The organism is Kribbella sp. VKM Ac-2569, from assembly GCF_004216905.1.
Classification (GTDB): domain Bacteria; phylum Actinomycetota; class Actinomycetes; order Propionibacteriales; family Kribbellaceae; genus Kribbella.
Map to the genome: position 1 here is coordinate 1,115,806 of NZ_SGXJ01000001.1, position 16,313 is coordinate 1,132,118.

16 protein-coding genes are annotated in these 16,313 nt (G+C 68.2%); 12 read left to right on the plus strand and 4 right to left on the minus strand.

Annotated features, from left to right (window positions below):
- The first annotated feature begins 8 nt into the window (after positions 1 to 8).
- On the plus strand, positions 9 to 1,244 hold the full coding sequence (locus EV649_RS05090) for an MFS transporter (RefSeq protein ID WP_130380987.1): 1,236 nt from the start codon (positions 9 to 11) through the stop codon (positions 1,242 to 1,244).
- Between the two features lie 11 nt (positions 1,245 to 1,255).
- Here the strand turns inward: EV649_RS05090 and EV649_RS05095 are convergent, their stop codons facing one another.
- Positions 1,256 to 2,242: a TerC/Alx family metal homeostasis membrane protein gene (locus EV649_RS05095; protein ID WP_130380989.1), complete on the minus strand. Its 987-nt coding sequence runs from the start codon at positions 2,240 to 2,242 to the stop codon at positions 1,256 to 1,258.
- A 10-nt stretch (positions 2,243 to 2,252) separates the two neighbouring features.
- Between EV649_RS05095 and EV649_RS41950 the strand changes: the two genes are divergently transcribed.
- From EV649_RS41950 to EV649_RS05120, 6 genes are all read left to right on the plus strand, one after another.
- Complete coding sequence (locus tag EV649_RS41950) at positions 2,253 to 2,375, plus strand: hypothetical protein (protein WP_277875617.1); 123 nt, start codon at positions 2,253 to 2,255, stop codon at positions 2,373 to 2,375.
- A 183-nt stretch (positions 2,376 to 2,558) separates the two neighbouring features.
- The gene (locus EV649_RS05100; RefSeq protein ID WP_198682307.1) at positions 2,559 to 3,107 is read left to right on the plus strand and encodes a TetR/AcrR family transcriptional regulator; all 549 of its coding nucleotides are present in this window, start codon (positions 2,559 to 2,561) and stop codon (positions 3,105 to 3,107) included.
- A complete protein-coding gene (locus EV649_RS05105; RefSeq protein WP_130380993.1) occupies positions 3,104 to 4,603 on the plus strand; it encodes an MFS transporter in 1,500 nt (499 codons plus the stop codon). Before EV649_RS05100 ends, EV649_RS05105 begins: the two co-directional genes overlap by 4 nt.
- 285 nt (positions 4,604 to 4,888) lie before the next feature.
- Positions 4,889 to 5,122: a septal ring lytic transglycosylase RlpA family protein gene (locus EV649_RS41460; RefSeq protein WP_241997717.1), complete on the plus strand. Its 234-nt coding sequence runs from the start codon at positions 4,889 to 4,891 to the stop codon at positions 5,120 to 5,122.
- A gap of 12 nt (positions 5,123 to 5,134) precedes the next feature.
- Entirely contained in the window at positions 5,135 to 5,731 is a 597-nt protein-coding gene (locus EV649_RS05115; RefSeq protein ID WP_130380997.1) for a cell wall protein, read from the plus strand.
- Between the two features lies 1 nt (position 5,732).
- Positions 5,733 to 6,548: a MauE/DoxX family redox-associated membrane protein gene (locus tag EV649_RS05120; protein ID WP_130380999.1), complete on the plus strand. Its 816-nt coding sequence runs from the start codon at positions 5,733 to 5,735 to the stop codon at positions 6,546 to 6,548.
- 153 nt (positions 6,549 to 6,701) lie between these two features.
- On the opposite strand, the gene EV649_RS05125 is transcribed toward EV649_RS05120, so the two are convergent.
- Complete coding sequence (locus tag EV649_RS05125; protein WP_130381001.1) at positions 6,702 to 7,211, minus strand: NUDIX hydrolase; 510 nt, start codon at positions 7,209 to 7,211, stop codon at positions 6,702 to 6,704.
- A 123-nt stretch (positions 7,212 to 7,334) separates the two neighbouring features.
- Between EV649_RS05125 and EV649_RS05130 the strand changes: the two genes are divergently transcribed.
- From EV649_RS05130 to EV649_RS05150, 5 genes are all read left to right on the plus strand, one after another.
- On the plus strand, positions 7,335 to 9,644 hold the full coding sequence (locus EV649_RS05130) for a PQQ-dependent sugar dehydrogenase (RefSeq protein WP_206751578.1): 2,310 nt from the start codon (positions 7,335 to 7,337) through the stop codon (positions 9,642 to 9,644).
- 51 nt (positions 9,645 to 9,695) lie between these two features.
- Entirely contained in the window at positions 9,696 to 10,091 is a 396-nt protein-coding gene (locus EV649_RS05135; RefSeq protein WP_130381003.1) for a VOC family protein, read from the plus strand.
- Between the two features lie 169 nt (positions 10,092 to 10,260).
- Positions 10,261 to 10,749 carry an SRPBCC family protein gene (locus EV649_RS40730; RefSeq protein ID WP_157996175.1) on the plus strand — a complete coding sequence of 163 codons (489 nt, stop codon included), beginning with the start codon at positions 10,261 to 10,263 and terminating at the stop codon, positions 10,747 to 10,749.
- 102 nt (positions 10,750 to 10,851) lie between these two features.
- Complete coding sequence (locus EV649_RS05145) at positions 10,852 to 11,280, plus strand: DUF1801 domain-containing protein (RefSeq protein WP_130381007.1); 429 nt, start codon at positions 10,852 to 10,854, stop codon at positions 11,278 to 11,280.
- A 220-nt stretch (positions 11,281 to 11,500) separates the two neighbouring features.
- On the plus strand, positions 11,501 to 14,530 hold the full coding sequence (locus EV649_RS05150; RefSeq protein ID WP_241998093.1) for a BTAD domain-containing putative transcriptional regulator: 3,030 nt from the start codon (positions 11,501 to 11,503) through the stop codon (positions 14,528 to 14,530).
- Here EV649_RS05150 and EV649_RS05155 read toward each other — a convergent pair.
- Together EV649_RS05155 and EV649_RS05160 are read right to left on the minus strand one after the other, a co-directional pair.
- Entirely contained in the window at positions 14,514 to 15,257 is a 744-nt protein-coding gene (locus tag EV649_RS05155; protein WP_130381012.1) for an ABC transporter permease, read from the minus strand. The genes EV649_RS05150 and EV649_RS05155 overlap by 17 nt on opposite strands.
- Positions 15,254 to 16,189 (minus strand): ATP-binding cassette domain-containing protein, encoded by a 936-nt coding sequence (locus tag EV649_RS05160; RefSeq protein WP_130381014.1) that lies wholly within the window; start codon positions 16,187 to 16,189, stop codon positions 15,254 to 15,256. Before EV649_RS05160 ends, EV649_RS05155 begins: the two co-directional genes overlap by 4 nt.
- Positions 16,190 to 16,313: the final 124 nt, after the last annotated feature.

Genomic DNA, 16,313 nt, shown 5'->3' on the forward strand with positions numbered 1-16,313 from the left:
CACCCGAAATGCTTTCCTACCGGTCTGCCGACCCCACTCCGACGTACTACGTCTACAACGCCGCCTGGTCCTTCCTGGCCGCCCTCTCGTTCACGCTCAACCTCGTGTACTACGTCCGCGACGCCGGACTCGACCCACTGCAGATGGTCCTGGTCGGGACCACGCTCGAGCTCACCTGTTTCCTGTTCGAGATCCCCACCGGCATCGTCGCCGACCTGTACAGCCGCCGACTCTCGATCGTGATCGGCTTCGTGCTGATCGGCGCCGGCCTCCTGCTTCAGGGCCTGGTACCGGCGTTCCTGGCGATCCTCGCCGCGCAGGTGCTGTGGGGCGTCGGCTACACGTTCACGTCCGGCGCCGACCAGGCCTGGATCACCGACGAGATCGGCACCGAACGGGTCGGCCGGGTGTTCGTCCGCACCCAGCAGTTGGAGCTGGCCGCGAAGATCGCCGGCACGGTCACCGCCGGTGGTCTCGGACTGATCAGCCTGCCGTTGCCGATGGTGATCTCCGGTGCGGGGACGATGCTGCTCGGCCTGCTGCTCGCGGTGTTCATGCGCGAGCAGAACTTCCACCGCACGCCGCGCGAGGAGCGCGAGACGTTCCGGCAGATGGCCGAGACGTTCAAGCACGGTCTGGCGGTCGCCCGGCGGCGTCCCGTCGTACGGACGCTGGTGGTCATCAGCCTGATCGCGGGCCTGTCCAGCGAGGCGTTCGACCGGTTGTGGTCGGTGCGGCTCTTGACCTTCAGCTTCCCGACCGTGTTCGGTACGTCGGACCCGGCGCTCTGGTTCACCCTCCTGGCGTTGGCCGGCACGGCCCTCTCGCTGGGTGCATCACTGCTGCTGAACCGCTTCTCCGCCGAACGCCTGCAGGCCTCGCACCCGACCGGCATCCTCGCGACGCTCGCCGCGCTGGACGTCCTCGGCATGTTCCTGTTCGCGTTCGCCGGGAACCTCTGGCTCGCGCTCGCGGCGCTCTGGCTGCGACAGATCGCCGACACCGTCGCTACTCCGATCCACTCCGGCTGGCTGAACCGGCACGTCGACTCGCGTTCCCGGGCGACCGTGCTGTCGATGGTGTCGCAGGCGAACGCGATCGGTCAGGTCGTCGGCGGCCCACCGCTCGGTGCCCTCGGCCGTACGTCGTTGCGCGGCGCACTGCTCGGATCCGCGCTGATCTGGCTACCGATCCCGGCGTTGTACCTGCGGCTCAAGGAAGCCCGCAGTACCACGGCCGTCTGATCGGCAGTGGTTCATTCGTCGATCTTGATGCGGATCGCTTCGCGGCGGTTGTCGCGCGCCGACTTGAGCAGGCTGGCGACCGTGGTGACGAACAGCGTGCCGACGATGAAGCCGAGCGAGGTCAGGATGCCGATGTGCGGCAGGTGGATCGCGCCGATGTCGTCGATGTGCGAGCCGTGCAGCGCCTCGATGATCAGCTTCACGCCGATGAACGCGAGGATCACCGACAGGCCGACGTTCAGGTAGACGACCCGCTCCAGCAGGCCGCCGATCAGGAAGTACAGCTGCCGCAGACCCATCAGCGCGAACGCGTTCGCGGTCAGCACGATGTACGCGTCCTGGGTGAGGCCGAAGATCGCCGGGATCGAGTCCAGCGCGAAGATCACGTTCGCCATCCCGATCGCGGAGATCACGATCACGAGCGGGGTGAGCATCCGGCGGCCGTCGGTCCTGGTGACCAGTTTGGCGCCGTCGTAGTCGTGCTGCAGCGGCAGGATCCGGCGCATCCCGCGGATCACGACGTTCTCCTGGAAGTCGGACTCGTCGTTCTCGCCCTCGATCGCCAGCCGGACCGCGGTGTAGACCAGGAAGGCGCCGAAGATGTAGAAGACCCAGCTCGCGGCCGAGATCGCGGCCGCGCCAGCCAGGATGAAGACCGCCCGGAGCAGCATCGAGACCACGATGCCGATGTACAGCACCTTGTCCTGCGCCAGGCTCGGTACGGCGAACCGCGCCATGATAATCACGAACACGAACAGGTTGTCGACGCTCAGGCTGTACTCGGTGATGTACCCGGCGACGAACTCGCTGCCCGACTGTCCGGGACTGAACAGGAACAGCCCGAGCGCGAACAGCCCGGCCAGGCCGACGTAGAACAGCACCCAGCGGGTCGCGTCCTTGATCGTCACGGTGTGGTTGCGGCGCGCGATCACGATCAGGTCGAACGCGACGATCGCGAGCAACCCGGCGATCGTCAGCACCCAGACGGCAGGGGACATGACAGAGACCATGACGAACCTCCGGACGTCGGCGTACAGCTGGCTTGGTCCGGAGGTCTCTCCCACCCGGATGATCTCGTGCTCGATCGGTCCGGGCCGGCAGCACCGGTTCGGCCGCCCAGGCCTCCCGTGATGACGACGCTGCCGTGGCGGGATACTCCCCTCCACAAACGCGGCAAGTGTATAGGGTCCCGATCGATCTCACCGTTCACCAGGTCACACCCGACACGCTCTCCGTGATCGTATACCGCATACAGGCTTCAATGCTAGAGAACTCGATGAGACACCACTGTCTCATTTGAGGTATTGTCGTCTCATGGCTGTTGATCGAGAGCAGGTACTGCGGGCCGCCGCGAGTCTGCTGATGCGGAAGTCCTCCGCGACCATGGACGAGGTGGCGCGGGCCGCCGGGATCAGTCGCGCCACGCTCAACCGGCAGTTCGCCGGGCGGGACGCGCTGGTCCGGGCGCTCGAGGAGCTCGGCATCGCCGAGTGCGAGGCCGCAGCGGAGAGGGCGGCCGTCGACGACGGCCCGGCCCCGGACGCCGTACGGCGCTTGGTGCTAGAGCTGGAGCCGGCCGCGGGACTGCTCGCGTTCCTGTACTCCGAGAACCAACTGTTCGAGGGCGAGGAGCTGAACGAGGGCTGGGCCAGGCTCGACGCGCGCATGGTCGCCCTGTTCCGGCGCGGTCAGGAAGCAGGCGAGTTCCGCATCGACCTCAGCCCGGTGTGGCTGACCGAAGCGCTCTACGGGCTGCTGGTCTCCGCGGCCTGGGCCATCTGCGAAGGACGGGTCGCCCCCAAGGACTTCAGTTCGAACGTCACCGAGTTGCTGCTCGGTGGCGCAGTACGGAGAGAGAAATGAAGCAGCAAGCGATCACGCGGCCGAGGCGCTGGCTGGCGCTCGGCGTACTCGTGCTGGCCGTTCTGCTCGTCGCCGTTGACGCAACGGTGCTCGGGCTCGCGACGCCATTCCTCTCGGAGGATCTGAAGCCGTCGGGCACTCAACTGCTGTGGATCGGCGACGCGTACTCGTTCGTGCTGGCCGGGTTGCTCGTGTCGATGGGCAGCCTCGGCGACCGGATCGGCCGCAAGCGCATCCTGCTGATCGGCGCGACGGCGTTCGGCGCGATCTCGGTGCTGAACGCGTACGCGAACTCGGCCGAGCTGATGATCGTGGCGCGAGCACTGCTCGGGGTCGCGGGCGCGACGCTGATGCCGGCCACGCTCGCCCTGATCCGCAACCTGTTCCACGACCCGCGGGAGCGCAGCGTCGCGATCGGGATCTGGGGCGCCGCGGCGTCGGCGGGAATGGCGATCGGCCCGATCGTCGGCGGCGTACTGCTGGAGAACTTCTGGTGGGGTTCGGTGTTCCTGATCAACCTGCCGGTGATGGCGGTACTGGTCGTCGTCGGCGCTCGCCTCCTCCCGGAGTCCCGGAACCCGCAGCCGGGTCCGTGGGACCTGATCAGTGTCGTGCTGTCGATGGTCGGGATGATCGGGATCGTCTACGCGATCAAGGAGTTCGCGGCGCACGGGTTCGGCTGGATCTCGCTGGCCGCGGGCGTGATCGGCGCGATCGCCCTCTACGGTTTCGTACGTCGTCAGCGTCGGCTCCCGATCCCGTTGCTGGACCTGCGGTTGTTCCGCAGCCGTGGTTTCAGCAGCGCCGTACTGGCCGATCTGCTCACGATCCTCGGGCTGTCGGGATTGATCTTCTTCCTGTCGCAGTACCTGCAACTGGTGCAGGAGCGGCGGCCGATCGAGGCCGGGCTCGCGGAGTTGCCGGCCGCGATCGGTGCGATCGTCGCCGGTCTGCTCGCCGGGCAGGTGGCGCGCCGGTTCTCGGTGCGCGCGGTCGTGGCCGGTGGTCTCGCCGCGATCGGGCTCGCGCTTGCAGCGCTCACCACGATCAGTCAGGACACCGAGTATCCGTTGCTCGGTGCGGCGTTGCTCGTGGTCGGGGCTGGTGCTGGGTTCTCGTTCACGGTCACCGCCGACGTGATCCTGGCCGCCGTACCGAAGGAGGAAGCGGGTGCGGCGAGTGCGGTGTCCGAGACGGCGTACGAGCTCGGTGCGGCGCTTGGGATCGCGCTGCTCGGGTCGATCGTCACCGGCGTCTACCGCGACTTCACCGGTCCCGCGGGCACGCCTGCCGCGGCACACGAGTCGCTGGGTGGAGCGGTCGAGGTGGCCGCACAGCTTCCGCCGGAGGCGGCGGCTCAGTTGCTCGATGCAGCGCGAGAGTCCTTCGCACACGGGGTTTCCATCGCCGCCGGCGTCGGTGCTGCCGTCCTGCTGATCACCGCGGTCGTCGCCTGGTTCCTGCTCCGCGGACAGGTACTCAGTACCGAGCGCTAGGCAAAAAGTTTCCGTTTCTGCGATTACCTCTGGGAGATTCCGCCGGATCGGAGTACAAAAGAGTTCCAGTAGGTCTTACCGCCCCTAGACCTGGAGGAATTTGTCATGGCCGGATTCAACGGCGAAGCATCGTGGTTCTGCTGCGGAAACGCATGGGGACCCTGCGCGAGCACCGGTCACGGTGCCTGCGGCACGTGTAATTCCGGGAGTTTCCAGCACGCGTGGCCGAATACGTCGGACGCGTGCCTGTCAATCACCCGTCCGGACCGCTGCGGGTTCACCGGAATGACCCGGCGTACCTGCGGTTTCCGGCACGCCACCACCAACCTGTGCAACGGAAAACGGGTCGTCACCTCGATCGCGGACTGCGGTCCGCAGACCGACCTGTTCTGCGGTGAACGCGCCTGCTGCGGCGGGACGTGTGCCGCGAACCGCCTCCTCGACCTCACTCCGGCCGCGTTCTCGGCGATCGCGAGCCTGAGTGCCGGTCTGATCCCCGCGAACATCGACGTCGGCTGAGGAGTGAGTGAGATGACCACAACGATGGACCGTCGCTCGCTCCTCACCCGTGCGGCCCTCGGCGCGACCGGCCTGGTCGCCGCGAGCGCCATGGGTTCACTCGCCCCCGAGGCCGCGTTCGCCACGCAGTCCCCCGACGCCGGTCAGCCGGACCCGAACTTCGCCGAAGGCGTGATCACCGGCCGGAACCAGGATCTCCTGCAGGTACAGGGATCCGACGGCCGGCTGCACCGGATCCAGCTGACCGGCGTGACGAGTGTCTGGAAGCTCCGCCCGACCACGATCGACCAGGCCCGGATCGGCGACGGTCTGTACGCGCGCGGCGTACTGCTGCCGGACGGGATCCTGGCCGCCGAGGCGATCTGGGTCAACATCGTCAACCTGACCGTCGCGATCACGGCGATCGGGCGTAGCGGCGTCCAGTTCGACCACCACGGGCAGAAAGTCGTCGGGCACGTCCAGTCCGGAACCACGGCGGCCGTGTACAACGGCACGCCCGCGGTGTCGGACCTGTCGATGCTCAAGGTCGGCCGGCACGCCCAGGTGATCGGGGCCTGGCGACCGGGGACCAACGAGATCGACATCGCGACCATCTACACGTCGAACTGACATGGGTACCTTGGCGGCTGCTCAGCCGCTTCTGATCGGGTTGCTCCTGCTCTGGTCGTCGTACGGCAAGTTCGCCGATCCGAAGCAGGCCGAGCGTACGGCGTTACCGCGACTCGTCGGCGAGTCGCGGGCAATCACGGCGTACCGGACTGTTGCCGGGGTCGAGGCGTTGGTTGCCTTGGGCCTCCTGTTGCCACCCGTCTGGACCCTCGAGGCGCTCGCCGCGATGGTGCTGGCGGCCGGCTTCACCGGGTTCCTGATCTACTCGAAGATCGTCGTACCCGAGGCGTCCTGTGGGTGTACCGGGAAGTCGGCCAGACCAGTTGGCGCACGAGCGATCGCGCGCGCTTTGTTGCTGCTGGCAACTGCTGTGGCAGCGGCTTTCGCCTCAACCGGCTGGTGGTCAGCGGGTTCGGGGGTGCTCGTGCTCGTCGTCGAGGCGGCGGCGTTCGCGATGCTGTCCGCCGAGCTCGACCGGTACTGGCTGCTGCCGCTGCGGCGGATCCGGATCCGGCTCAGCCACCCGTACGCCGGTACGGCCTCCGACGACACACCGCTCGCCGCGACGCAGCGGCGGGTCCTGCTCAGCCCGGCGTACCGCGCGGTCGACGGGTTGCTGCGTTCCGACATCCACGACTACTGGGACGACGAGGACTGGCGGTTCGTGAGCTACGCCGCCAGGTACGACGGCCGCCGCGCGACCGCCGTCTTCGCCGTACCGCACCAGGACTCCACCCCGTCGGCGATCCGGGTCGCCGTCGTCGACGAGGAGGGCCTGACCCTCTACCGTCCCACCATGCTCGCCACCGCCGGGTAGGCCCGGACCGCCAGCCCATCACAATTACCCCTCCACCGCTCCCGTCACGCTCGTCGCGGCGGGAGCGGCCGCATTGTGATGGCCTGGCGATCCACGCTCAGGTGCACTACCCCACCGCCCGACACGTCCTGTCGAGCTGCGCATCACCGGCCCTCAGATGGGGTGGCCGAAGTCGGCGTACGTGGGGGTGCCGGTGGTTAGGGCTTGTTGGGCGAGGGTTAGGCGGCGGGTCATGGAAGGGCGGAGGCGGGGAGTTGCCTCGGTGAGGGTGAGGTAGTGGTGCGCTCGGGTTTCGGTGGGGTCGAGGGTGAGGGCGGGGTCGTCCAGGATGCCGCCGTCGAAGATGAAGGCCAGGGAGTCCGACCACGGGCCGTGGGCGGGGACCCAGTCGACGACCAGCAGGCGGCCGATCTCCAGGTCGAGGCCGATCTCCTCCTGCACCTCACGGCAGCACGCCTCGTACGGGGACTCGTCGGACTCGACGATGCCGCCGGGGATGTCGAGGGTCGGCTTGTAGGTGGGTTCGAGGAAGAGGATCCGGCCGGCGTGGTCGCGGATCAGTGCGCCGCCGGCGGCGGTCTTGCGGGGGAAGCGGGCGGCGATGCCTGGGTTGAACTCCTTCTCCGGCTCGCCTTCGGCAGCAAGGTCGTCCAATCGATTCACGACTCCAGTGTCGGCTACCTGCTGAACTCGGCCGGCTGCGGGCAGCTACCCACTCGACGGTTGCCGTGGATGGGCGCATTCTGAACCACAGACAGCGCCCGGAGGGGTCTGAGGCGCTGAGAAGTGGGGGACGAGATGTGGGGTCTCGGTAGAACCGCGCACGGGCGCGGACGGATCAGCATGGCGGCGGCGATGCTCTTGGTCGCCGCAGTACTCAGTCAAGGCGCGGCCAAAGCAGAAACATTGCCCACCGGGTTCCGCGACTCGGTCGTCCTGAGCGGATTGACGAACCCGACGGTGCTGCAGTTCGCGCCGGACGGGCGGATCGTCGTCGGCCAGAAGAACGGCGTGATCAAGATCTTCCAGAGTCTCACCGACACCAGTCCAGTCACTGTCGCCGACCTGTCACTCCAGGTCGGCGACTACTGGGACCGCGGCCTTCTAGGTCTCGCGCTGCCACCCAACTTCCCTGCCGACCCGTACATCTACGTGCTCTATGCGTACGACGCGGCGATCGGCGGAACCGCCCCGCGGTGGAACGACGCCTGCCCGACACCACCCGGCCCGACCACGGACGGCTGTCTCGTGTCGGCCCGGCTGTCCCGGCTGCAGATCAGCGGCAACGTCATGACCGGCTCCGAGCAGGTACTGATCAACGACTGGTGCCAGCAGTTCCCCAGCCACTCGGTCGGCACGCTGCTCTTCGGGCGTGACGGCTACCTCTACGTCAGTGGCGGCGACGGCGCGAGCTTCAACAACGTCGACTACGGCCAGTACGGCGCGACCTACGCCGGCGACCAGGCGAACCCCTGCGGAGATCCGCCGGGCTCGGTCGGCACCGCTCTGACAGCACCGAACGCGCAAGGTGGCGCGCTGCGCAGTCAGAGCGTCCGCCGTCCCAGCGGTCCGGCCACGCTGGACGGCGCGATCCTGCGCCTCGTCCCCAGCACGGGTGCCGGCGCACCGGGCAACCCGTTCATCTCCTCGGCGGATCCGAACGCCCGGCGGATCGTTGCCTACGGCGTACGTAATCCGTTCCGGATGACGCAGCGCCCGGGGACCGACGAGCTGTGGATCGGCGACGTCGGGTGGAACTCGTGGGAAGAGATCAACCGAGTGGTGGTCCCGACGACCGCGAACAACTTCGGCTGGCCTTGCTACGAGGGGACGCCCGCCCAGGGCGGGTACCAGGGTGCCGGGTTGTCGTCGTGCTCGTCGCTGTACTCGACGCCCGGTTCGGTCGTCGCGCCGTACTACGCCTACAACCACAACGCCTGCGTGGTGAGCTACACCGGCTGCCGCACCGGCGGTTCGTCGATCACCGGGATCACCTTCTACCAGGGTGGGTCGTATCCGTCGGAGTACAACGGCGCGCTGTTCTTCGCCGACCACTCGCGGAACGAGATCTGGGCGATGCTGCCCGGTACGAACGGCTTGCCCGATCCGGCCCGACTGCGGTCGTTCGTCGGCGTCGACTCGACGGGTGGCGCCGCCGGCCATCCGGTTGACCTCAAGACCGGTCCGGGCGGCGACCTGTTCTACGTCGACATGGAGAGTGGCGCCGTACACCGCATCACCTTCACGGCCGCCAACCAGGCGCCGACCGCGGCCTTCACGGCAACCCCGTCCAGTGGCGCCGTCCCGCTGACCGTCAACTTCAACGGCAGCGCGTCGTCCGATCCCGAGGGCGGACCGCTCAGCTATTCGTGGGATCTCAACGGTGACGGCACGTTCGGCGACGCGACCGGCGCGACGGCGACGCACACCTACAGCGCGGCGGGGACCTATCACCCGAGCCTCCGGGTGACGGACAACCAGGGAGCGACGGGTACGACGTCCGTCACGGTCACGGCCGGCAACACGGCGCCGACGGCGGTGATCGACTCGCCCGCAGCGAGCCTGACCTGGAAGGTCGGTGACCAGATCGCCTTCAGCGGCCATGCGACCGACCTGCAGGACGGGTCGTTGCCTGCGTCCGCGCTGAGCTGGAAGCTGATCATGCATCACTGCTTCACGCCGTCCGACTGCCACACGCACGAGGTGGAGACGGTCGGCGGTTCTGCGGGGACATTCGCGGCACCGGACCACCCTTATCCGTCCTGGCTCGAACTGGCGTTGACCGCGACCGATTCCGGAGGTCTGTCCTCGACGACTTCGGTCCGGCTGGACCCGCGGACCGTCGTACTCACGTTCCGGACCAACCCGGGCGGGCTCACCCTGACCAACATGGTCGTCAACGAGGCGCCACGCTCGACACCGTTCTCCGTCACCGTCGTGGTCGGCTCGGCGAACTCGGTCAGCGCTCCGTCTCCACAGCAGTTCAACAAGTTCACGTACTACTTCACATCGTGGTCGGACGGAGGTCCGGTGAACCACACCATCACCGCACCGGCGGTGAGCACCACCTACACCGCCGTCTACCGGAAACGCTGATTTGTCGGATCGCTCCTCTAGCGTCGTAGGCCCATAGGAGGAGGTACTGCGATGCTCAGAGGACGATCCGCGAAGGGGCACTGGTTCGGGACGGTGATCGACGCACCGGACCCGCAGGCGCTCGGGCTGTTCTACCACGAGGTGCTCGGCTGGGAGATCCACAAGAACGAGCCCAACGAGTTCACCCTCGCGGTTCCCGGCAACTCCGAGACGTACGTCGCGTTCCAGGCACAAACGTCCGCGCCGTGGGAGCGCCCGGTCTGGCCGGCTGTCGAGGGACGGCAGCAGATGATGATGCACCTGGACGTCGAGGTCGGTGATCTCGACGCCGCCGTTGAGCATGCCTTGGAACTCGGCGCCACGCTCGCCGAGTTCCAGCCCCAGACCGACGTCCGCGTTCTACTCGATCCAGCCGGCCACCCGTTCTGCCTCTACGCCGACAGCTGAGCGCGGAGGTAGGCGAGCATGCCCACCTGACCGCGCCCACCCCCAGTTCGTGACGACACCGAACGTGACCGTCGTCACATCCACAGACCCGGATGGATGCTCAGGGCAACCCCCTCGACGGGCGCCCGGGATCGGCGCATCGTGGAGACAGCACCACCGGGGAGGGACCATGCAGGCACTCGTAGACATCGAGGAGACCATCCACGTCGACGCCACACCGGACGCCGTCTGGCAGCTGATCACCGACGTTCGGCGGCATCCGGAGTACGCCGGCCCGAAGAGCATCACCAAAGTCATCGACTTCGATGACACGCTGCACGTCGGAGCGCGTTGGATCGCGCACGAGAAGTTCGGGCCGCAGAAGTTCGACGCGCCGTCCGAGGTGACCACGTGGGTTCCGGACCACAACTTCGGCTGGGTCTCGTTCCCGCCGATGAAAGAGGCCAATCGCGGCGAAGGCGGCCGGGTCTTCTGGTCCTACACCGTCACGCCGGAGCTGGACGGCACCCGTCTCACCCATCACATGGAGGTCCTGCCACCGGCGAAAGGCGCGTGGACCCTGAAGACGATGTACGCCGTCCTCCGGCTGCCCGCCAAACAACGGCGAGGGATCCGGACCACCCTCGCCAACATCAAATCCACCGCCGAGCACACCTGACGCGCAAGGTGGTCAGATCGATCAGTTTTCGAGAAGCGAGGGTGTGCGGCGGCTTCTAGTGTTTGGGGTGTTGGAGACGGCAACCACACAAGGGAGAGTCCGATGGCCACCACGAAGAACACGAAGAAGTCGTACGACGGGTTCAGCGAAGCCGAGCGGGACGCGATGAAGGAGCACGCGAAGGAGCTGAAGAGCAAGGAGAACCCGGCCGAGGCGCAGGCGGCGAAGATCGCGGGCATGGCCGACGCGGACCGCGAGATCGCCGAGCGGCTGAACGAGCTGATCCCGCAGATCGCGCCGGAACTCACCCCGAAGCTGTGGTACGGCATGCCCGGCTGGGCGAAGAACGGCAAGATCGTCTGCTTCTTCCAGGACGCCGCAAAGTTCAAGTACCGCTACTCCACGTTCGGTTTCCAGGACTCCGCCAACATCGACGACGGCGCGATGTGGCCGACGTCGTACGCCATCACGAAGCTGACGCCGGCAGTCGAGAAGCAGCTCATCGCGCTGATCAAGAAGGCCGTCAGCTAGAGCTGCGGCGGCGGAGCCAGGATCGTGATGCCGTATCCCCCTCCACCCAACCCGACCTGCGTCGGCGTCACCAGCCTGCGCGGGGAAGTGGTCAGGTAAGCACTGGGTGCGTGGCAAGATCTGGTGGGTGCAGATTGGGATGTTGGGGCCGTTTGAGGTGCGCGCGGGCGATGGGGGGCTTGTCGACGTGCCGGGGGCTCGGTTGCGTGGGCTGTTGATTGTGCTTGCGCTGGACGCCGGGCGGGTGGTTCCTAAGGCCACGTTGGTGGACTGGATCTGGGGTGAGCAACCGCCGTCGGACGCCGCGAACGCCTTGCAGCGGTTGGTGTCGCGGCTGCGGAAGGTGCTTCCGGACGGCTCGGTCGAGGGCCACACGGACGGCTATCGGTTGAAGATCGATCCCGACGCTGTGGACGCCGTACGGTTCGAGCGCCTCCTCACCCGGGCCCGCACCGACCAGGACCCGCAAGGTGTCCGGCTGCTGCGTGAGGCGCTCGCGCTGTGGCGTGGCTCGGCGATGCAGGATGTCGGGCTGACCGAGAGCGGCGCGTTCGACGCGGCCGTGACCCGGCTCGACGGACTCCGCCTGACCGCGATGGAGGACCGGTATGACGCCGAAATCACCCTCGGCCACGGCGCGGATCTCGTCACTGAGCTGACCGACCTGGTCGCCGCCCACCCGGTGCGCGAACGCCTCGTCGCCGCCCTGATGCGCGCTCTGGTCGCCTCCGGCCGCGATACCGAGGCGCTTCGCGTGTATGAGCGCACCCGCGAAACCCTCGCCGACGAACTCGGCGTCGACCCCTCACCGGAGCTGTCCGCCCTGCACGTCGCCCTCCTCCGCGGCGAGCTGGTACGCCGGGACGAGAAGCGGAACACGAACCTCCGCGAAGAGCTCACGACGTACGTCGGCAAGGACGCCGACATCGCCACCGTCCGCGACCTGATCGCTGGACACCGCCTGACCACGCTGATCGGGCCGGGCGGATCGGGTAAGACCAGGCTCGCGACCGAGACCGCGCGGACCGTGCTCGGCGACCTGCCCGACGGCGCCTGGATGGTCGAGCTCGCGGCGATCGGCGCCGACGGGGACGTGGCGCAGGCGACGCTCGGCGCGCTGGCGCTGCGGGACGCGCTGCTCGGCGACGTACCGGACGCGGCCCCGACGGACCGGGTGATCGCCGCGGTCCGCGAGCGGGCGATGCTGCTGATCCTGGACAACTGCGAGCACGTGATCGAGTCCGCGGCGACGTTCGCGCACCGGGTGCTCGGCGAGTGCCCGCGGCTGCGGATCCTCGCGACCAGCCGGGAACCGCTCGGTATCACCGGCGAAGCGCTGTGGCCGGTCGCACCACTCGCGCTCCCCACCGGCAACAGCGAGATCGACGCCTCGCCGGCCGTCCGTCTGCTGCAGGACCGGGCACGGGCCGTCCGCGCGGACCTCGCCTTGGATCCGGAGACGATGGCCCGGATCTGCCGCGCGCTGGACGGTATGCCGCTGGCGATCGAGCTGGCCGCGGCCCGGTTGCGCACGATGTCGCTGGAGCAGCTCGCGAACCGCCTCGACGACCGGTTCCGCCTGTTGACCGGCGGCAGTCGTACGGCGCTCCCCCGCCACCGCACGCTGCGCGCAGTGGTCGACTGGAGCTGGGAGCTGCTCTCCGACGCCGAGCGGTCGGCCCTGCGCAGGCTCTCGGTCTTCGCGGGCGGCGCGAGCCTTGAGGCGGCCGAGCAGGTCTGCGCGGGTGGTGAGGTCGAGTCGTGGGAGGTGCTCGACCTGCTGACCGCGTTGACCGAGAAGTCGCTGGTGGTCACCAAGGACGAGGGCGCGCCGCGGTACCGGCTGCTCGGCACGATCAAGGAGTACGCCCACCAGCGTCTCGAGGAAGCGGGCGAGACCGACCAGACCCGCCGTACCCATCTCGCCTACTTCACCGAGCTGGCCGAGACCGCCGACCCGCACCTGCGCCGGACCGAGCAGCTCGAATGGCTGGCGATCGTCGAAGGCGAACACGACAACATCGCCGCGGCGATGCGGGCCGTGCTGGCGGCCGGTGACGCGGAAGGCGCGATGCGGCTCGCCGCGGCCGCCGGGTGGTACTGGTGGTTCGCCGGGCACAAGGTCGAGGGCAGCGAGTTCCTGATGGCGGCCCCGGCGGTCCCGGGCGAGGCCCCCGACGAGACCCGCGCGGTGGTGTACGCGTTCGTCACCGGGTTCATGACCTCGGGACGCGGACGCGACGAGAGCAACGCCGAGGAATGGATCCGCAAGGCCGCGGACGTCAGCCGGCGGGTCAAGAACACGCATCCGGCGGTGACGATGTCGGAAGCACTCGAACGCCTGCTGCAAGGGCCGTCCGAGTTCGTGTCCGCCTTCGAGCCGCTGCTCACCGACGAAGATCCTTGGGTACGGGCGCTTGCGCGTTTGCAGACCGGCAAGATGCGGATCATGCTCGGCGACGGAGACGTGGACGCGGACGTCGCGCTCGAGACCGCGCTCGGCGAGTTCCGTGCGATCGGCGAACGCTGGGGGATGTCGTTCGCGCTGACCGAGCTGGCGGACCGGGTCGCCGTACGTGGTGAGTTCGCCGACGCGTGCGAGTACTACGAGCAGGCGATCGCGGTCGCCGCGGAGGTCGGGGCCACCGAGGACGTCGTACGGATGCGGTCGCGGCAGGCCCAGCTGTACTGGCTCGCAGACGACCACGAGGCGAGCGCGACCGCGATGGCGGAATCGCTGCGGCAGGCGGACCGCGTCGCGTGGCCGGAGGCCCTGGTCGAGGTGGCGTTGTGCAAGGCGGAGCTCGCGCGCTGGAGCGGCGACGCCGAGGAGGCACGCCGGCAGCTCGACCTCGCGACGACCCTGCTGGGCCACGAGGCGGAGCGGGCGAACCTGCGCGCGATGATCCAGGACGTACTCGGCTACCTGGCCGTGGATCTCGACCAGGCCTGGCAGCACCGCAGCGCGGCGTTTCAGGCAGCGACCGAGAGCGGGCACGCCCCCGGGATCGCGCAGATGCTCGTGGGGATCGCGGATCTTGCCTTGCGCACCGATCAGGACGAGCAGGCCGCGCGCCTGCTCGCCGCGAGCGCCGTCGTACGAGGCCTGCCCGACCGGTCCAACCCCGATGTGGCCAAGGTGGAGCAGGAGACGCGCCGCCGCCTCGGTGACGCGAAGTTCACCGAGGCGACGGAAGAGGGCCGGCAGGCGAGCTGGCGAGAACTCGTCGAGGTCACGCTCGCTTCTTGAACGTCGAGGTCGCCCAGACGTACCCGACCACGGCGATCCCGAGGCACCAGGCGAAGGCGGCGATCATGTCACCGGTCTCCGGCGCGCCGTTCAGCAGCCCGCGCAGGCTCTCGATGATCGGCGTGAACGGCTGGTACTGCGCGAACTGCTTCACACCGGGACCCATCTTGTCGGCCGGCACGATCGCGCTGCTGAAGAACGGCAGCATCACCAGCGGCACCGAGGCCAGGCCCGCGGTCTCCGGGGTCTTCGCGAACAGGCCGAGGGCAACGGTCAGCCAGCCGGTCGCGACCCCGAGCAGTACGACGAGACCGATCACGCCGAGCCACTGGGCGAAGCTCGCGGACGGGTTGAAGCCGAGCGCGAACGCGACCCCGATGATCGCGGCGATCGCGATCAGGTTGGTCATCACGCTGGCGATCACGTGCCCGGTCAGGACCGCGCCCCGCGGCACGTCCATCACCTTGAAGCGGTTGATGATGCCCTTGGTCATGTCGGAGTTCACCGCCGTCGCCACGGCGCCGAGCCCGTAGCAGACCGCCAGCAGGAGCATGCCGGGGGTCGCGTAGTCGACGTACGGGACGCCGACGCTGAACGCGTCGCCGAGCATGTAGACGAACATCAGCATCACCACGACCGGCATCAGGACCGCGTTGAAGACGGAGGTCGGGTTCCGCGCGATGTGCTTGAGGTTGCGGCGCAGCATCACGATCGAGGGGTTCTTCATTTCGCGACTACCTCCGCGGTGTCGTGGCCGGTCAGGGCGAGGAATACGTCATCGAGGTCAGGGGTGTTGACGGAGAACTCGTCGGCGTCGATCGAGTACTCGTCGAGCCGGTCGAGCAGCTTGCGGACCGACTGGGTGCCGCCGTCGCTGGGGACCCGCAAGGTCAGCGCGTCGTCGTCCCGGGTGGAGTCGGGCATGATCCGGGCGGCCGTGTCGAGGTCCTCGACGGAGCCGAACCGGAACCGGACGTGGGTGCCGGGGATCTGCCGCTTGAGCTCTTCCGGGGTGCCCTGGGCAACCAATCGGCCCTTGTCGAGTACCGCGATCCTGTCGGCCAGCTGGTCGGCCTCGTCGAGGTACTGCGTGGTCAGGAAGATGGTCACGCCGTCGGCCAGCAGCTCGCGGATGATCGTCCACATGGTGCGCCGGCTGCGCGGGTCGAGGCCCGTCGTCGGCTCGTCGAGGAAGATGATCTGCGGGTCGCCGACCAGGGTCATCGCCAGGTCGAGCTTGCGGCGCATACCACCGGAGTACGTCGCCGCGGACTTGTCGGCCGCCTCCGCGAGGTCGAAGCGCTCCAGGAGCCGGTCGACGACCTCGTCGCCCGCGCCCTGGCTCAGGTCGACCATCAGCTGGAGGTTCTCGCGACCGGTCAGCAGCTCGTCCACGGCCGCGAACTGGCCGGTGACCCCGATCGCGGACCGGACCGCCTTGGCCTCGGTCGCGATGTCGTGCCCGGCCACCCGGACCGTACCGCCGTCTGCCTTGGTCAACGTGGTCAGCACGTTCACCGTTGTCGTCTTGCCGGCCCCGTTCGGGCCGAGCAGGGAGAAGACGGTGCCCGCGGGGACGTCGAGGTCGATCCCGTCGAGCACGGTCTTGTCGCCGAATGCCTTGCGCAGTCCTGTGACCGCGATCGCCGAAGTTGTCATGGGAACACCTTCGGCGGGCGTCCTGACACGCACCTGACACGCCGCCTACACGGTGTCAGCGCCGTGTCCGCAGGGATCACAGAGCCTTGTCAGCGCACCCGGCCAGAGTTGTCGTCATCAGCCG

Excerpts from the sequence above, each read along its gene's own strand:
- EV649_RS05115 (WP_130380997.1), top strand. The coding sequence starts at position 5,135 with ATGACCACAACGATGGACCGTCGCTCGCTCCTCACCCGTGCGGCCCTC.
- EV649_RS41460 (WP_241997717.1), top strand. The coding sequence starts at position 4,889 with ATGACCCGGCGTACCTGCGGTTTCCGGCACGCCACCACCAACCTGTGC.
- EV649_RS05105 (WP_130380993.1), top strand. The coding sequence starts at position 3,104 with ATGAAGCAGCAAGCGATCACGCGGCCGAGGCGCTGGCTGGCGCTCGGC.
- EV649_RS41950 (WP_277875617.1), top strand. The coding sequence starts at position 2,253 with ATGACGAACCTCCGGACGTCGGCGTACAGCTGGCTTGGTCCGGAGGTC.
- EV649_RS05135 (WP_130381003.1), top strand. The coding sequence starts at position 9,696 with ATGCTCAGAGGACGATCCGCGAAGGGGCACTGGTTCGGGACGGTGATC.
- EV649_RS05090 (WP_130380987.1), top strand. The coding sequence starts at position 9 with ATGCTTTCCTACCGGTCTGCCGACCCCACTCCGACGTACTACGTCTAC.
- EV649_RS05155 (WP_130381012.1), bottom strand. The coding sequence starts at position 15,257 with ATGAAGAACCCCTCGATCGTGATGCTGCGCCGCAACCTCAAGCACATC.
- EV649_RS05160 (WP_130381014.1), bottom strand. The coding sequence starts at position 16,189 with ATGACAACTTCGGCGATCGCGGTCACAGGACTGCGCAAGGCATTCGGC.
- EV649_RS40730 (WP_157996175.1), top strand. The coding sequence starts at position 10,261 with ATGCAGGCACTCGTAGACATCGAGGAGACCATCCACGTCGACGCCACA.
- EV649_RS05120 (WP_130380999.1), top strand. The coding sequence starts at position 5,733 with ATGGGTACCTTGGCGGCTGCTCAGCCGCTTCTGATCGGGTTGCTCCTG.
- EV649_RS05095 (WP_130380989.1), bottom strand. The coding sequence starts at position 2,242 with ATGTCCCCTGCCGTCTGGGTGCTGACGATCGCCGGGTTGCTCGCGATC.
- EV649_RS05100 (WP_198682307.1), top strand. The coding sequence starts at position 2,559 with ATGGCTGTTGATCGAGAGCAGGTACTGCGGGCCGCCGCGAGTCTGCTG.
- EV649_RS05145 (WP_130381007.1), top strand. The coding sequence starts at position 10,852 with ATGGCCACCACGAAGAACACGAAGAAGTCGTACGACGGGTTCAGCGAA.